General features: G+C 56.7%; 20 protein-coding genes and 2 tRNA genes. 15 read left to right on the forward strand and 7 right to left on the reverse strand.

Features of this window, described 5'->3' with window-relative positions; all coding sequences use genetic code 11:
• Positions 1 to 27: 27 nt before the first annotated feature.
• The 7 genes from RZS32_RS02930 to hisH all read left to right on the forward strand — a co-directional run bounded on the left by RZS32_RS02930 (position 28) and on the right by hisH (position 4474).
• Positions 28 to 423 carry a VOC family protein gene (locus tag RZS32_RS02930; protein WP_317055537.1) on the forward strand — a complete coding sequence of 132 codons (396 nt, stop codon included), beginning with the start codon at positions 28 to 30 and terminating at the stop codon, positions 421 to 423.
• Positions 424 to 507: 84 nt separating this feature from the next.
• Positions 508 to 1035, forward strand: coding sequence for a Twin-arginine translocation pathway signal (locus tag RZS32_RS02935; protein WP_317055538.1), 528 nt, complete (start codon positions 508 to 510; stop codon positions 1033 to 1035).
• 14 nt (positions 1036 to 1049) lie between these two features.
• Entirely contained in the window at positions 1050 to 2621 is a 1572-nt protein-coding gene (locus RZS32_RS02940; protein ID WP_317055539.1) for a GMC family oxidoreductase, read from the forward strand.
• A 130-nt stretch (positions 2622 to 2751) separates the two neighbouring features.
• Positions 2752 to 2886, forward strand: a complete 135-nt coding sequence (locus RZS32_RS02945) for a hypothetical protein (RefSeq protein ID WP_317055540.1) — start codon at positions 2752 to 2754, stop codon at positions 2884 to 2886.
• Between the two features lie 113 nt (positions 2887 to 2999).
• Positions 3000 to 3074, forward strand: a tRNA-Gly gene (locus RZS32_RS02950).
• A gap of 168 nt (positions 3075 to 3242) precedes the next feature.
• Positions 3243 to 3830, forward strand: coding sequence for an imidazoleglycerol-phosphate dehydratase HisB (gene hisB / locus RZS32_RS02955; RefSeq protein WP_317055541.1), 588 nt, complete (start codon positions 3243 to 3245; stop codon positions 3828 to 3830).
• A gap of 5 nt (positions 3831 to 3835) precedes the next feature.
• Positions 3836 to 4474, forward strand: a complete 639-nt coding sequence (gene hisH / locus RZS32_RS02960; protein ID WP_317055542.1) for an imidazole glycerol phosphate synthase subunit HisH — start codon at positions 3836 to 3838, stop codon at positions 4472 to 4474.
• A 20-nt stretch (positions 4475 to 4494) separates the two neighbouring features.
• On the opposite strand, the gene RZS32_RS02965 is transcribed toward hisH, so the two are convergent.
• Positions 4495 to 4887: a DUF2147 domain-containing protein gene (locus RZS32_RS02965; protein ID WP_317055543.1), complete on the reverse strand. Its 393-nt coding sequence runs from the start codon at positions 4885 to 4887 to the stop codon at positions 4495 to 4497.
• A 135-nt stretch (positions 4888 to 5022) separates the two neighbouring features.
• Here RZS32_RS02965 and hisA point away from each other — a divergent pair, with 135 nt between their 5' ends.
• A complete protein-coding gene (gene hisA, locus RZS32_RS02970) occupies positions 5023 to 5745 on the forward strand; it encodes a 1-(5-phosphoribosyl)-5-[(5-phosphoribosylamino)methylideneamino]imidazole-4-carboxamide isomerase (protein ID WP_317055544.1) in 723 nt (240 codons plus the stop codon).
• A gap of 74 nt (positions 5746 to 5819) precedes the next feature.
• Here hisA and RZS32_RS02975 read toward each other — a convergent pair whose 3' ends face one another.
• On the reverse strand, positions 5820 to 6275 hold the full coding sequence (locus tag RZS32_RS02975) for a DUF302 domain-containing protein (RefSeq protein ID WP_317055545.1): 456 nt from the start codon (positions 6273 to 6275) through the stop codon (positions 5820 to 5822).
• Positions 6276 to 6375: 100 nt separating this feature from the next.
• Here RZS32_RS02975 and hisF point away from each other — a divergent pair, with 100 nt between their 5' ends.
• The 3 genes from hisF to RZS32_RS02990 are packed head-to-tail and all read left to right on the forward strand — an operon-like array spanning position 6376 to position 7735.
• Positions 6376 to 7140 (forward strand): imidazole glycerol phosphate synthase subunit HisF, encoded by a 765-nt coding sequence (gene hisF, locus RZS32_RS02980; protein ID WP_317055546.1) that lies wholly within the window; start codon positions 6376 to 6378, stop codon positions 7138 to 7140.
• The gene (locus RZS32_RS02985; protein ID WP_317055547.1) at positions 7137 to 7448 is read left to right on the forward strand and encodes a phosphoribosyl-ATP diphosphatase; all 312 of its coding nucleotides are present in this window, start codon (positions 7137 to 7139) and stop codon (positions 7446 to 7448) included. The genes hisF and RZS32_RS02985 overlap by 4 nt, the downstream gene beginning before the upstream one ends.
• Complete coding sequence (locus tag RZS32_RS02990) at positions 7445 to 7735, forward strand: Dabb family protein (protein WP_317055548.1); 291 nt, start codon at positions 7445 to 7447, stop codon at positions 7733 to 7735. The genes RZS32_RS02985 and RZS32_RS02990 overlap by 4 nt, the downstream gene beginning before the upstream one ends.
• 57 nt (positions 7736 to 7792) lie before the next feature.
• Here the strand turns inward: RZS32_RS02990 and RZS32_RS02995 are convergent, their stop codons facing one another.
• The 3 genes from RZS32_RS02995 to rlmB all read right to left on the reverse strand — a co-directional run bounded on the left by RZS32_RS02995 (position 7793) and on the right by rlmB (position 9597).
• Positions 7793 to 8266, reverse strand: a complete 474-nt coding sequence (locus tag RZS32_RS02995) for a CoA-binding protein (protein WP_317055549.1) — start codon at positions 8264 to 8266, stop codon at positions 7793 to 7795.
• A gap of 204 nt (positions 8267 to 8470) precedes the next feature.
• Complete coding sequence (locus RZS32_RS03000) at positions 8471 to 8797, reverse strand: hypothetical protein (protein ID WP_317055550.1); 327 nt, start codon at positions 8795 to 8797, stop codon at positions 8471 to 8473.
• Positions 8797 to 9597, reverse strand: coding sequence for a 23S rRNA (guanosine(2251)-2'-O)-methyltransferase RlmB (gene rlmB / locus RZS32_RS03005; RefSeq protein WP_317055551.1), 801 nt, complete (start codon positions 9595 to 9597; stop codon positions 8797 to 8799). The genes RZS32_RS03000 and rlmB overlap by 1 nt, the downstream gene beginning before the upstream one ends.
• Before the next feature lie 129 nt (positions 9598 to 9726).
• Between rlmB and RZS32_RS03010 the strand changes: the two genes are divergently transcribed.
• Positions 9727 to 9810, forward strand: a tRNA-Tyr gene (locus RZS32_RS03010).
• A gap of 347 nt (positions 9811 to 10157) precedes the next feature.
• On the opposite strand, the gene RZS32_RS03015 is transcribed toward RZS32_RS03010, so the two are convergent.
• Positions 10158 to 10520, reverse strand: coding sequence for a hypothetical protein (locus RZS32_RS03015; RefSeq protein ID WP_317055552.1), 363 nt, complete (start codon positions 10518 to 10520; stop codon positions 10158 to 10160).
• A 44-nt stretch (positions 10521 to 10564) separates the two neighbouring features.
• On the opposite strand from RZS32_RS03015, the gene RZS32_RS03020 reads away from it, so the two are divergent.
• Positions 10565 to 10741 (forward strand): hypothetical protein, encoded by a 177-nt coding sequence (locus tag RZS32_RS03020; protein ID WP_317055553.1) that lies wholly within the window; start codon positions 10565 to 10567, stop codon positions 10739 to 10741.
• Between the two features lie 305 nt (positions 10742 to 11046).
• Here RZS32_RS03020 and gcvA read toward each other — a convergent pair whose 3' ends face one another.
• Complete coding sequence (gene gcvA, locus RZS32_RS03025) at positions 11047 to 11919, reverse strand: transcriptional regulator GcvA (RefSeq protein ID WP_317055554.1); 873 nt, start codon at positions 11917 to 11919, stop codon at positions 11047 to 11049.
• Positions 11920 to 12023: 104 nt separating this feature from the next.
• On the opposite strand from gcvA, the gene RZS32_RS03030 reads away from it, so the two are divergent.
• Positions 12024 to 12731, forward strand: coding sequence for an SDR family oxidoreductase (locus RZS32_RS03030; RefSeq protein WP_317055555.1), 708 nt, complete (start codon positions 12024 to 12026; stop codon positions 12729 to 12731).
• A gap of 31 nt (positions 12732 to 12762) precedes the next feature.
• Complete coding sequence (locus tag RZS32_RS03035) at positions 12763 to 14013, forward strand: NAD(P)/FAD-dependent oxidoreductase (protein WP_317055556.1); 1251 nt, start codon at positions 12763 to 12765, stop codon at positions 14011 to 14013.
• Positions 14014 to 14034: the final 21 nt, after the last annotated feature.

Below are 14034 nucleotides of genomic sequence, written 5' to 3' on the forward strand. Positions count from 1 at the left end.
CGAACAGCACACAGTTCGGAGGAGCCCATGGCCAAAGCCATTCACAGCATGATCCGTGTTCTCGACGAGGCGCGGTCACTGGAATTCTACAAAAAAGCATTCAATCTGGACGTGGCCGACCGGCTGGATTTCACAAACTTCACGCTGGTTTACCTCAGCAATTCTGAATCCGAATTCGAATTGGAACTCACCGTCAACAAGGATCAAACCGAGCCTTATGAGCTTGGCACAGGCTACGGTCACTTCGCGGTTTCCGTGGACAATGTTGAAAAAGAACACGCCCGTTTTGTCAAAGCCGGGCTCGAGCCACGCAAAGTGGTGGAGTTTGCCCCAGACGGAGAACTGGTGGGCAAGTTTTTCTTCGTAGCAGACCCTGACGGCTACGAGATCGAGGTTCTCGAACGCGCGGGGCGTTTCAAATAACCCAATCGCAAATGGTCCGGCGCGGCGTGACCCGGGCTTTTTGCCACCAATCAAAAAACACGCAGACTTAGGGAGGACATTACGTTGAGTACCCAAACAAAATCGCTCAGAACGCTGACCCGGCGCGAGCTTCTGAAAGGCACCACCGCCTTGGGAGCATTCGTGTTGGGCGCAAGCTATATCGCGGGGGCCGATGGGGCCTGGGCCGCGGAGCTTGAAGCACTCAAGCCTGAAAGCTTTGCGACCTTGGTGCAAATGGCGCGCGACATCTACCCGCATGACCGCGTGGCCGATGAATTCTACGTGGCGGCCGTCAAAGGTTATGACACGGCCGACAACGCCGAAGGGATTAAGGCCGGGATTGCCGCGCTGAACGCATCCGCCAACGAAATGAAAGGCGCGGATTACGCCGCCGTGGGCTGGGAACGCGACCGCGTGGATGTGCTGCGCTCGATGGAGGATGACCCCTTCTTCCAGCGCATCAGAGGCGGGCTCGTGACCGGGCTTTACAATCAAAAAGCGGTTTGGCCGATCTTTGGGTATGAGGGCGAAAGCTTCTCCAAGGGCGGCTACATCAACCGTGGTTTTGATGACATTTCGTGGATCGGCTGAGGGAGGACTAACCAATGAGTGCACCATTTGAACTCAGCGACGACAGCGTTGTCGTCATCATCGGCACCGGCGCAGGCGGCGGTGTTCTGGCCAATGAACTGGCGCAAAAGGGCGTTTCGGTTGTGGCCTTGGAAGCCGGCGGACGGCATTTGCCCGAGGATTTCATCAATGATGAATGGGACAGCTTTGGCCAACTGGCCTGGCTTGACCCGCGCACCACATCGGGCGACTGGCGCGTGGCCAAGGACTTTTCGGGCCTTCCGGCCTGGATCGTGAAATCTGTAGGTGGCACCACCCAGCACTGGGCGGGCGCATCCCTGCGCTTTCAGGAGCATGAGTGGAAAGCCAAAACCACCTACGGTGATGTTGAGGGCGCAAGCCTTCTGGATTGGCCGATTGATGCGGCTGAGATGGACCCTTGGTACACCAAGGCCGAAGATAAGCTGCATGTCACCCGCACAGGTGATCGCCCCGGTCTTCCTGGCAACAACAACTTCAAAGTCTTTGAAGCAGGAGCCAAGGCGCTTGGATACAAGGATGTGCATACCGGCCGGATGGCCATTTCATCGGCTGAAAACACAGATCGGCAGATGTGCCAGCAAACCGGCTTTTGCTTTCAGGGCTGCAAGTGGGGAGCTAAATGGTCCGCGGGCTACCATGACATCGAGCAGGGCGAGGCGACTGGCAACCTCGAAGTGCGCCCGCAATCCCATGTGGCACGGATTTTGCACGATGACAGCGGCAAGGTCACCGGCGTGGAGTATTTCGACGCGGACGGCAATCTGCAGATGCAAAAGGCGCGGATTGTCTGTGTCGCGGGCAACTCTTTTGAAAGCCCACGTCTGTTGCTGAATTCCGCGTCCAACATGTTCCCCAATGGTTTGGCCAACAGCTCTGATCAGGTGGGCCGCAACTACATGCGCCACATGACGGGATCGGTCTATGCGGTCTTTGACAAGCCGGTGAAGTTCTGGCGTGGCACGACCATGGCCGGGATCATCACGGACGAGTCGCGTCATGACCCAAGCCGTGGGTTCGTAGGTGGATATGAGCTTGAAACGCTCGCGCTTGGCCTGCCCTTCATGGCCGCATTCCTGGATCCGGGGGCATGGGGACGTGAGTTCACCTCAGCGCTCGATGAGTATGAGAACATGGCCGGGATGTGGATTGTGGGCGAAGATATGCCGCAGGCGAGCAACCGTGTCACGCTCAACGATGAGGTGAAAGATCAGTACGGCCTGCCCGCGCCGAATGTGCATTTCGATGATCACCCCAATGACATCGCCATGCGCAATCACGCTTATAAACAAGGCGCTGCGGTCTATGACGCGGTGGGGGCCACACGGACGTTCCCAACGCCGCCCTACCCCAGCACGCACAACCTCGGAACCAACCGCATGTCGGAAAATCCTGAGGATGGCGTGTGCAACAAATGGGGTCAAACCCATGATATTGCGAACCTTTTCATCTCCGACGGGTCGCAATTCACCACCGGTGCGGCGGAAAATCCGACCCTCACCATCGTGGCGCTCGCTATCCGGCAGGCAGATCGCATTGCCTCAGAGATGTCTGCTGGCAACCTCTGATTGAAAAACACCCTCGGCGCGGATTTCCGCCGCCGGGGGAATTTCGCTCGGTTTTTGTTGCGAGACCCCCTGAAACGCCATACGATTCGGGTATTAGCTGCCGAGAATGCACTGATACAGGAGACGTGACGTGACAGGTTATACCGAGCACGACCACGAAGACCGCACACCACCGAGTTTCAAGCGTCGCATGATGTTTGTGGGTGTTCTTTTGCTGAGTTCCACTCTGATCTACGCAGAATTGGTTCTGCGCTTTAGCCAGTAATCGCGCGTCGCGGTCGAGCAGACCCGAAACATCCGGCAAAAAAGTGCCACAGCACTGCGGTTTTCCCTTGCAGCGCGGGATGAGACTTTATATCTCCCACCTCACCCACGGACGCGGGCGTAGCTCAGGGGTAGAGCATTACCTTGCCAAGGTAAGGGTCGTGAGTTCGAATCTCATCGCCCGCTCCAATAAAACCAATCGAAATTTATGTTTTATTGGAGCGTCCAGGTGCTGAGCATTACGGTGTTTCGGCACCTTGCAGCAACACCACATCCCTGAAATTGCTGCTTTTTGCCCTCTTGGCGACACTCTTTGCCGCGCCTATAAGCACCCGGTATTCATAGTGGAATGTGCCCATGCGACAGGCCAAGATCACCCGTAAGACGGCGGAAACCGATATCTCGGTCGAGATCAATCTCGACGGGACCGGGGCGTATGACAACGCCACGGGCGTTGGGTTTTTTGACCATATGCTGGATCAACTGGCCCGCCATTCGCTTGTCGATATGACGGTGCGGTGTGACGGCGATTTGCACATTGATGATCATCACACGGTCGAGGATGTGGGCATTGCGCTTGGCCAGGCTCTCACTGAGGCCGTGGGCGACAAAAAAGGCATCCGGCGCTATGGGTCCTGTCTTTTGCCGATGGATGACGCGCTTGTGCGTGCAGCGTTGGATCTGTCCGGGCGGCCCTATCTGGTTTGGAACGTGGAGCTTCCCACACCCAAAATCGGCACGTTTGACTGCGAGTTGGTGCGGGAGTTTTTCCAAGCATTCAGCACCCATGGCGGCCTGACGCTGCATGTGGACCGGTTACACGGCATCAACAGCCACCACATCGCCGAAGCCGCGTTCAAGGCCGTCGCGCGCAGCCTGCGTGATGCTCTGGAGGTCGATCCACGCAAGGCCGATGCGATACCGTCGACCAAGGGCATGTTGTAGGGGCCATGACCACCGTTATCGTCGACTACGAGTCCGGCAACCTGCACTCGGCAGAAAAGGCGTTTCAACGCATGGCATCCGATGTTGGTGCGGGAGATGTTTTCGTCACCTCCGACCCGGATGTCGTGCGTCGGGCTAGCCGTGTGGTCCTGCCCGGAGACGGGGCCTTTCCGGCCTGCCGGAAGGCGCTCTTTGACCATCGTGGCGTGTTTGAGGCCATTGAAGAGGCGGTGATCACCAAGGGCCGCCCCTTCATGGGGATTTGCATTGGCATGCAAATGCTCGCAACCCGCGGGTTGGAATACTCTGAGACCCCCGGTTTTGACTGGATCCGCGGGACAGTTGGTGCGCTCGCCCCGTCTGACCCAAGTATGAAGGTTCCGCATATGGGGTGGAACGATCTTGTGATCAATGCGCCTCACCCGGTGCTCAAGGGCATCTCAACCGGGGATCACGCTTACTTTGTGCATTCCTACCAGTTCCGGGTCGATGACCCGACTATGCGGCTTGCGTATGTGAGCTATGGCGAGGATGTCACGGCCGTCGTGGGCCGCGACAACATCGTCGGCACCCAGTTTCACCCGGAAAAAAGCCAGGCCACTGGCCTGGCGATCATTTCAAACTTCTTGCGATGGGCACCCTGAGAAGCGTGCTTAAAGCCGTCTTACTTGACTTTGCTCCACGTGCCGCCATCCCGGCAGATGCCCAGAACGCATCCAGAGACTTTCAGAGACTTACCTGACAGAGAAAGTCGTGAGTTGTAGGTTTTGCCGCGATCCGGGCTGTAAATCTTACCTTTGTAAGAGCCGCCGCCCTTGCTCACCGTCTCGGAAATGATGTTTCGGCCAATATTGTCGGACGCCATTTCTTTGCCGTTGGCGTCATAGGCTTTGACCAACTTGCCACAGAGTTTCGCGCCACAAGGTGTGACATGGATAAGGCCTGACTCGCCATTGTCGTCCTTTGCTGTGCGCCAGAACCCTTCCAGCGGATCAGCCGCGAAAGCCACACCTGCACTCATCAAAGTGGCCACAGCGGCCAATGTTATCGTTTTCATGGGTCTCTCCTCCCGAATTGATGCGCGCAACCTGAGTGTATTGGGCATTTCGATCAAGTCTGACGCCACGTCGCGTTGCAAATCGGCAGAACACGTGGCACATCGCGGCGAACCTGTTTGAATGGACCAAAGCGAATGATCCTCTACCCCGCGATTGACCTCAAAGACGGCCAGGCCGTGCGCCTTGTCAAAGGCGAGATGGATCAGGCGACAGTGTTCAATGACGACCCCGCAGCCCAAGCCATGGCCTTTGTCGAGGCAGGGTGCGAATGGTTGCATCTGGTTGATCTCAATGGCGCTTTTGCCGGAGAACCGGTTAATGCCGCGCCAGTGGAGGCGATCCTGAAGGCCACGAAGGTGCCTGCGCAGCTGGGCGGCGGTATCCGTGACATGGCCACTATCGAGCGTTGGCTCGACAAGGGGTTGGCGCGGGTGATCCTGGGCACCGTGGCGGTGGAGAACCCCGATCTGGTGCGTGAAGCCGCCAAAACCTTTCCCGGCCATGTGGCCGTAGGCATCGACGCCCGCAATGGTAGGGTCGCCACCAAAGGCTGGGCCGAAGAGACTGATGTGATGGTTGCAGATCTCGCCAAATCCTTTGAGGACGCAGGCGTCGCGGCGATCATCTACACCGACATCAACCGCGATGGTGCGATGCAGGGGCCGAATGTTGAAGCCACCGCCGATTTGGCCCGCGCGGTGTCGGTCCCTGTGATTGCCTCGGGCGGTGTGAGTTCGCTGGACGATCTGATCGCCCTGCGCGACTGCGGCGCAGCGCTGAACGGCGCCATCTCAGGCCGCGCGCTCTATGATGGCGCGATCGACCTGAAAGAGGCGCTGGCTGCTCTCAATAGTTGATTTGCCCCAAGCTTGACCTGAGACATCAGGAGCAAAGACATATGGCCCCGGACCCAATCCGGGGCGCTTGGTTCTTAGTTACCTGCCGCCTTGCCAGTTAGCTTGCCCAAAGCGCCGGTCATTTTCGCGATGTACTCGCCCTCACCTGAAATGCCCTCTAGAGCGCCTAGCATTTTGCCGGGATCTTCGTAGGCGAGCCATGTCTGGCCATCACCATCCTGATACACAAGCACCTTAAGCGGAAGGTAAAGCCCTGCGAGCGCATCATCCTGCATCGCCGGCGTGCCCAGCTTGGGATTGCCAAAGATCAAAAGCTGCGAGTCCGACAGCTCCAAGTCAACCTTGGCCGCTCCGCCTGCGTGATCCACACGAGCAAAGACTGTAGCCCCGGCCCCTTCCACGGCCGCTTGCAACGCATCCATTGTCGCGGCCACATCGCCACTGGCCTGAACTTTTACTATCTCGCTGTCGCCTGCCATCGCCCCTTGCGCCATAAGCGTTATCCCCGCTGCCATTAGAAGTCGTTTCATGTCTTCCCTCTCTTGATCGATACAAGTTGCGCCAACTCTCTGGCAAACCGACGCAAATGCCCATAAACAAGCGCGTGAACCTTGTTACATAAGCGGTGCGATGCTCAAAACCCGGATCATACCTTGTCTCGACGTGGCCGATGGCCGCGTGGTGAAGGGCGTGAATTTTGTCAACCTGCGGGATGCGGGCGACCCGGTGGATGCCGCGCGCGCCTATGATGCGGCTGGTGCGGATGAGTTGTGTTTTCTCGACATCCACGCAACGCATGAAAACCGCGGCGTGATGATGGACGTGGTCACGCGCACAGCAGAACAATGCTATATCCCGCTCACCGTGGGCGGCGGCGTGCGCACCGCTGCGGATGTGCGCAACCTGCTTTTGGCCGGAGCCGACAAGGTGTCTTTCAACTCCGCCGCCGTGGCCAATCCAGATGTTGTGGCCGAGGCCGCAGATCAATTCGGATCGCAATGCATCGTCGTGGCCATCGACGCGAAAACTGTATCCCCCGGAAAATGGGAGATTTTCACCCATGGCGGGCGCAAACCCACGGGCATAGACGCGGTGGCGTTTGCCGAACTGGTGCAAGAAAAGGGCGCGGGAGAGATATTGCTCACGTCAATGGACCGCGACGGCACGCGCGCGGGGTTTAACCTGCCGCTGACAAAGGCCATTTCCGATGCGGTAACCATACCCGTGATTGCATCTGGCGGTGTCGGCACGCTGGATCACCTTGTCGAAGGCGTCACCAAAGGCGGCGCGTCCGCGGTACTGGCCGCCTCGATCTTTCACTTTGGCGATTTCACCATCGCCGAAGCCAAGGCACATATGGCCGCGGCGGGCATCCCGATGAGGTTGGGCGCATGACGCTGGAAGACCTGGAACAGATCATTGCGAAACGCGCCGCCGCCTCACCTGAGGACAGTTGGACCGCCAAACTTCTGGCAAAAGGCCCGGAAAAGGTGGCTGAAAAGTTTGGTGAAGAGGCCATCGAGGCCATTGTCGAGGCTGTGAAAGGTGATCAGGCGCGGCTCACGTCTGAGGCGGCGGATGTTTTGTTTCATCTTCTTGTCATGCTCAAAAGCCGCGATGTTGCGCTTGCCGACGTGATGGCGGAGCTTGCACAGCGCCAATCCCAATCGGGCCTTGCGGAAAAGGCCTCACGATCAAAATGATCCGCCACATCGTGTTTTTCACCGCCAAGAATAAAACCGACCTGCCGCGTATTCGCGAAGGGCTGGAAATCCTGGGTCAGATCGAACATTGCGCGCATTTTGAGGTTGGCACCAATCATCGCATCGACAGTCTCAGCGAGATGGAGGTGGATCTGGTGGTCTATGCGGAGTTTGCCGACAAGGCAGCTCTGGACGCTTACAAAGCCCACCCGCTCTACCAAAAATCCATCGCATTGGTACGTCCCCTGCGCGACATGCGTGTTGCAGCAGACTTCACCTCGGCATGAACATCCACGGGATTCGCTGTTCCCAAAATACTCAGGCGCGATCTGCTGCCATCCCGCTCAAAGCTTGGAAGAAATCACCCCGGTGTTGAACCCGCCCATGCGCAACTCGCCAAAGAGGCGTTGATATTCGATCTTGGGGCAGCGGTTCATTATAACGTCCACGCCGCGCGCCCGGGCTTTTTCCGCTACCTCCTCATGCCAGACACCGATCTGCATCCAGATGGTTTGCAAGGTGGGAAACAGCTCTAACGCCTCATCAACAATCGGCGGCACATGCTCGGACCGGCGAAAGATGTCGACCATGTCCACGTCGCCCTCAATATCCCCCAAGCTGGCCACAACAGTCTGACCAAAGGCTTGCTTGCCGGCATGGCCGGGATTGACCGGGATCACCTCAAACCCTTTGAGCTTGAGATATCGTGCTACGTAAAAACTGGGACGCACCTCATTCATGGACACCCCAACCACTGCGATGCGTTTGGTGCGAGTCAGAATGTCTTTGAGATACCGGTCGGAATACTGTTCGTTCATGAGCGGACCCTAGCGTGTGCCGCCGACAAAAAAAAGCGCCCGGAGAAAACCGGGCGCCAGTCGCGGAACGAGGGACAGTGAAGTGAAGCATCGAAGTTCCATACCGATGCTTCTGAGTACCATGTAGGTATCCGCCTCAGAATAAAAAGAGGTTGTAAAATACGTGTGAACAAAAGGTTAACTGACGGCAAAATTCTGCCCAGCTCAGTCAAAGATATCTTCGACGACGTCCCAAAGCTCTTCGAGCATCCGCTTTGCAATCGGTTTGCGCCGCCGTTTTGGGCGTTTGCGGGCAGGCCAGTCGCGCCATTCACGCCGCTTGTGCTCTGGCACAGGCCTACGACGTGACGTTTGCCTGTCGGGCTTTGCATCGCGCCGCCTTTTTTCCACTTTATCAGAGGGTTGCGGCATAAATTTCATTTCGTGCAAAGGTGCTCCACAAGCCCGACATGTGAGTTCATGCAGCCCTTCGTCGAACACCAATGCGGCACGTGTACCGCAATAGCTGCAGGTTGCAATCTTTGGGGCCATCAAATGTCCTTTGGCGAAACAGGTTGAGATGCATATAGGGCAACAGCCGCAGCATTTGAGACATTGAGAGAGCCAAAAGCGCCCGGAAACGCGATGCGCACCAATTTGTCGCAGCTTTCACGGGTTTTCTGCCGAAGACCCGGCCCTTCAGCCCCAAGGACCAGCGCAACGGGCCTGTCAAAAAGTCCTGAAAGCGCGTTTTCGATTGTCTGATCTGCTTCTCCGGCCAAACCAAGGACGATATAGCCCATGGACTGCAACTGACCGATGGTATCTGCCAGATTACGCACGCGAACATAAGGCTGACGTTCCAGAGCACCACTGGCGGTCTTGGCGAGCGCGCCAGTTTCGGGGGCCGAATGATGACGCGGCGCGATCACCGCACAAGCCCCAAACACCTCTGCAGACCGAAGGATGGCCCCGACGTTGTGCGGATCAGTCACCCGGTCGAGCATCACCACGCGCGGTGGATGTACCCCATCCCCAAGACAGAGCGTTTCAACAGGCCCCCAATCCAACGATTTGACCTCAAGAGCGGCGCCCTGATGCACCGATTGCGGATCAAGTGGAGCTGAGAACTTGCGCGGATCGGCCATTTCTGGCTCCAACGCTGCCTGGGCAATGGCATCCGCCAACTTGTCTGCCGCATTTTTCGTCACGACAAGTCGAATTTTCTCACGTCTTGGATTGCACAGCGCGTCCCGCACCGCGTGCAGTCCAAAGAGCCACACAGTTTGCTCCGCAGCAGCCTTCTTGGCCTGCTCTTTTTCGACCACCCAACGAGGTTTCTTTGACGCCATCCATGCGCTCCTTTCACGCTGGCGGACAATGGGCTGGCGCGGGCAGTGCTGCAAGCTTTTTCGGGTTGACGGGCCAAGGCCCCGCTTCTAAATACGCCTGCACGCCTGAGGCTTTGGCCCCGGGTCAGTGGGCGACAGGCCGCAAGGTGTGGCAGGGGACTGTAACTCCCTCGCGGAGACGCACGCTAGGTTCGATTCCTAGGTCGCCCACCACTCCCAAATTCGATACCCTCGTTTCTCTGCCGCAAAACCGATGCGCGGGTTCAAACCAATCGATCCCCCGGATCGATTTTGCACACAGGCCCATTGGCAGGGGCCACCTGCGGTTCCCTCGCGGAGACGCACGCTAGGTTCGATTCCTAGGTCGCCCACCACTCAGTCTTTCCAAAACTGCAGAAGCCTAGCGCGCTTGCAATAGTGTTTATCTTTCCGTTAGTTGCGAGGCTTCAGAGCGCCAGAGACCTCTCATTTGGCCTCCGATCTGGCGCAATTCAGGCTGGATTCTAGAAAAGTCTCAGTGCGGTAAGTACGTGTGAAGTCTTGAGGTGCTTTGTGCAGCTTCAAAGATGTGGGAAACCGAGTATCTCGCGTTGTTTTTCCCAATCCAGCGGCATGTCAGGAAGATTCCGTAACGTTTTTGCGCTGAGATCTGATGGCTGGCAACCCTCTAGAATGGCCATCGAGATGTCCGGCGCCAGCCAGGCGAGCGGCAGGATTCGGCTGACAGATCCGCTGCACAATCCTTCTCGCTCCGTGATTTGCTGAATGGAGGTTGCTTTCCCATCGAGGAGTTCGCGAGCCCAACGTTTGGCATCTGCGACAAGTGCTATGAGTTCCGGATCCAGTTGCGCAGCATCATTGGGTGTGATGACAATCGGCTTTGCCCGACCGTTCTGGCGTTGTTTTGGAACGGGACTTCGCATTCAGCAAGTATCGGAACACAGGGCTCATCCGGCGCTAACGACGCATGCAGATTGAACCGAATGCACAGACAGTCCTTGTGCGCATCAATCCGGTCGATCAAACCGAAAAGGCTCTGGGATTTGGTATCGCTGTCGTCTTCGGCAAGCTCTGTGATCCACGCCTCCGCGCCTGCAGGATGTCGGAGATCGAGGCATCTCTTCCCTCGGCCCGTCTTGCCTGATTTGGCAGCCAGGTCTTGTCGTGCAGACAGTTTTCGAGGCTGCTGAATACGAGCCGCTCGATCTCCTTAGCAGGCAATCGCTCGACGCCATTGCGATCCTCAGTGCCTGATTTCCTGGAGGTGTAACACCAATAGCGTTTTGTAAGGGTCAGCCCCCCGCCTGAGCCGCGGTCGCTCCATCGAGCCACCAGAAAACCCACTATCATCGTAGCGCTCCGAAAGCTCCGACCAGCCCTCGTGTTTCCTCCTTGCGCCCATAGTAACGATCAGAGCATCGGATGCGAGCGTTTTCACCGAACGGACATCTATAGTTGTGCCAAGAGCCATCCATTTACCATTGCAACCAGCGCAGGCTTACGCGGCCTACGCGGGGCGACAAGGTAGTAGCCATCCGTCATAGGCATCGAGTATTCAAAGGGCTGGCAAAGTCGATGCGCGGCAAGGTCTTCAATGACAAAATCCCGAGCGGTGAGTGCAACACCCTGACCAACAATCGCCGCATCAATGGCCATCGAAGTCTGACTGAACGCCATTGACTTGGTCTCAAACTCTAGACTGTCTTTGGTCAACGCCTCCAAAAACAAGGGCCAGTGTCCGTGTGTATCCTCTAACAGCATGTGATGAGCCAGGTCAGAAGGTACTTTGATTGGGTGTGAGCCAGCCGCCAAATCGGGGTGACACACGGCGATGAGATCGCCCGAAAACAGTTTTTCCGCCACCAGGCCAGGACCGAAAGGCAGCGTACCTTGCCGGATTGCGATATCTACACCGTCTGTTTGGAAGTTGGCCAGCGCGTTCGATGCGTCAAGACGCACCCGCAGTTCCGGGTGATCTTGGGCCAATCTGCCCAGCTTTGGCACCAGCCAGCGTGTAGCAAACGATGGCGTCGTACTGATCGTTACAACAGCGTCTTGCGGCGACAATTGTTCTGTAGCCTCGCCGATCATGTCAAAGGCGCGCCGGATCGCTGGGAGATAGCCGCGTCCTTCATCGGTAAGGGACAGGCCGCGCGGTTGCCTATCGAACAGTTTGATTTTCAACAGTTCTTCTAAACCACGCACCTGTTGTGCGACAGCGCCTTGCGTCACGCCCAATTCATCGGCAGCCAACCGGAAGTTCAGATGACGACCGGAGGCTTCAAAGGCTTTCAAAGAGTTTAGCGGAGGAAGTTTGCGCATGCTTTAGAGTCAGTAGATTTTCTACAGCGTTATAGCAGAATTACTGGTTAGTCAAAACTCGTCAGCGCTATCATGTTGCAGTCAGATAAGCAGGGAGACGGACTATGGCTCAAAACAAAGTAGCAATCATTATGGGTGGCGGCAGTGGCATGGGGGCTGACAGTGCTCGGCGCCTTGCGGCTGACGGCTTCAACATCGCCATCCTGTCCTCGTCCGGCAAGGGCGAAGCTTTGGCTCAGGAACTGGGCGGTATTGGCCTGACCGGCACCAACAAATCCAGCAAAGACCTGCAGGCGCTGGTTGATGCCGCCATGGAAAAATGGGGCCGTATCGATGTGCTGGTAAATTCGGCGGGTCATGGTCCGCGCGCACCGATTTTGGAGATCAGCGATGAAGATTGGCACGAAGGCATGGAGGTCTATTTCCTCAACGCTGTCCGCGCCACTCGGATAGTTGCTCCAATTATGATTGCGCAGAAATCCGGCACGATCATCAATATCTCGACCTTCGCTGCTTTCGAACCCGATCCGGTTTTCCCGACCTCGGGCGTCATGCGCGCTGGTCTGGCCGCTTACAGCAAACTGTTTGCTGATAAATACGCTGCTGAAAATGTGCGCATGAACAATGTGTTACCCGGATTCATCGACAGTTTGCCTGAAAACGCGGATTTCATGGCCAAGATTCCTATGGGCCGCTATGGCCGTTCGTATGACGAAATCGCCGCGACAGTGGCCTTCCTTGCGTCCGAAGGCGGCGCTTACATCACGGGTCAGAACATCCGTGTTGATGGTGGTATCACCCGCTCAGTCTGATCCGAGCCTTAGTCAAAAGAGAATCCAAATCATGAAACCGAATTCCAAAGATTCCTCGTGGGAGATGAACCTTCCAGCGTTTTCCACAAAGCCGAAACACGGGCGGTATGATGTCGTGATCATCGGTGGAGCAACCATGGGAGCCTGTACGGCTTGGTTCCTGGCGTCCAATCAGGATTTCAAGGGCAAGGTGTTGGTTGTTGAGCCTGATCCGACATTCTCCAAGGCGCAGACTGGTGCATCCAACAACTGTATGCGTCAGCAGTTTGCAAATCCAATCAACGTCAAGATCGGGCAATACGCGGCAGATTTTGTGCGCAACTTTCGCGAAAATCTGGGCGGCGACCCTAAGGTGCCCGAGCTGAGCATTCGCAACTTCGGCTATCTTTACTTGTCCGACAATGCGGACCTGACAAAGGTTCTGCAACGTGACCAGAGCGTGCAGGAAGAATGCGGAGCTGGCACCAAAATGGTCACAGCTGATCAGATCGCTGCAAGCTATCCATTTTACAAGCTGGACGACATCGAAGCAGGCAGCCTGAACACCGAGAACGAAGGCTACTACAACGCGCCCCTGATGGTTGAATGGCTGATCAAGAAGTCGATTGAGAAGGGTGTTGACTACGTCCAGAACGCGGTGACGGCGATTGGACGTGAAGGCAACAAAGTGACAAACGTGACCCTTGCCTCGGGTGAGACCATTGAGGCCGGTGCGATCGTCAATGCCTCAGGCACCCGCGCTGGCATTGTGGCGGATATGGCGGGGCTCAAGCTCGATATCCAATCCAAGCGGCGCTATACGTTCATCTTCCGTGCCAAGGAACCGCTGGACCGTGATCTGCCGTTGACCATCGACCCGACAGGTGTGCATTTCCGCCAGTTTGGGGATGACTATCTTGTCGGCTGCCCTCCGCTGGGCGAGGATGCCACGGTAGATGTGGATGACTTCTCGGCCGAGGAAACCATCTGGGAAGACAAGGTGCATCCGATCATCTCGAACCGCATCCCGCAGTTCAAGGATGTCGAGATCATCGACTTCTGGATCGGGCATTACGACTTTAACACGTTCGACTATAATGTTGTTATCGGACCGCATGATGAAGTGTCGAATTTTCACTTCACCAACGGGTCTTCGGGCCATGGGTCACAACAGGGACCAGCTGTAGGCCGCGGTGTGGCCGAACAGATCATCTACGGCGAGTTTCGTTCCATGGATCTGTCACCCTTCCTGTACGAGCGTTTCGCCAAAGGCGAACGGGTTGTCGAACGCGCGGTGATTTGAAAGATATGAAAGCCCCGACTT

Origin of the sequence: Roseovarius sp. W115, from assembly GCF_032842945.2 — a bacterium.
Lineage (GTDB): Bacteria > Pseudomonadota > Alphaproteobacteria > Rhodobacterales > Rhodobacteraceae > Roseovarius > Roseovarius rhodophyticola.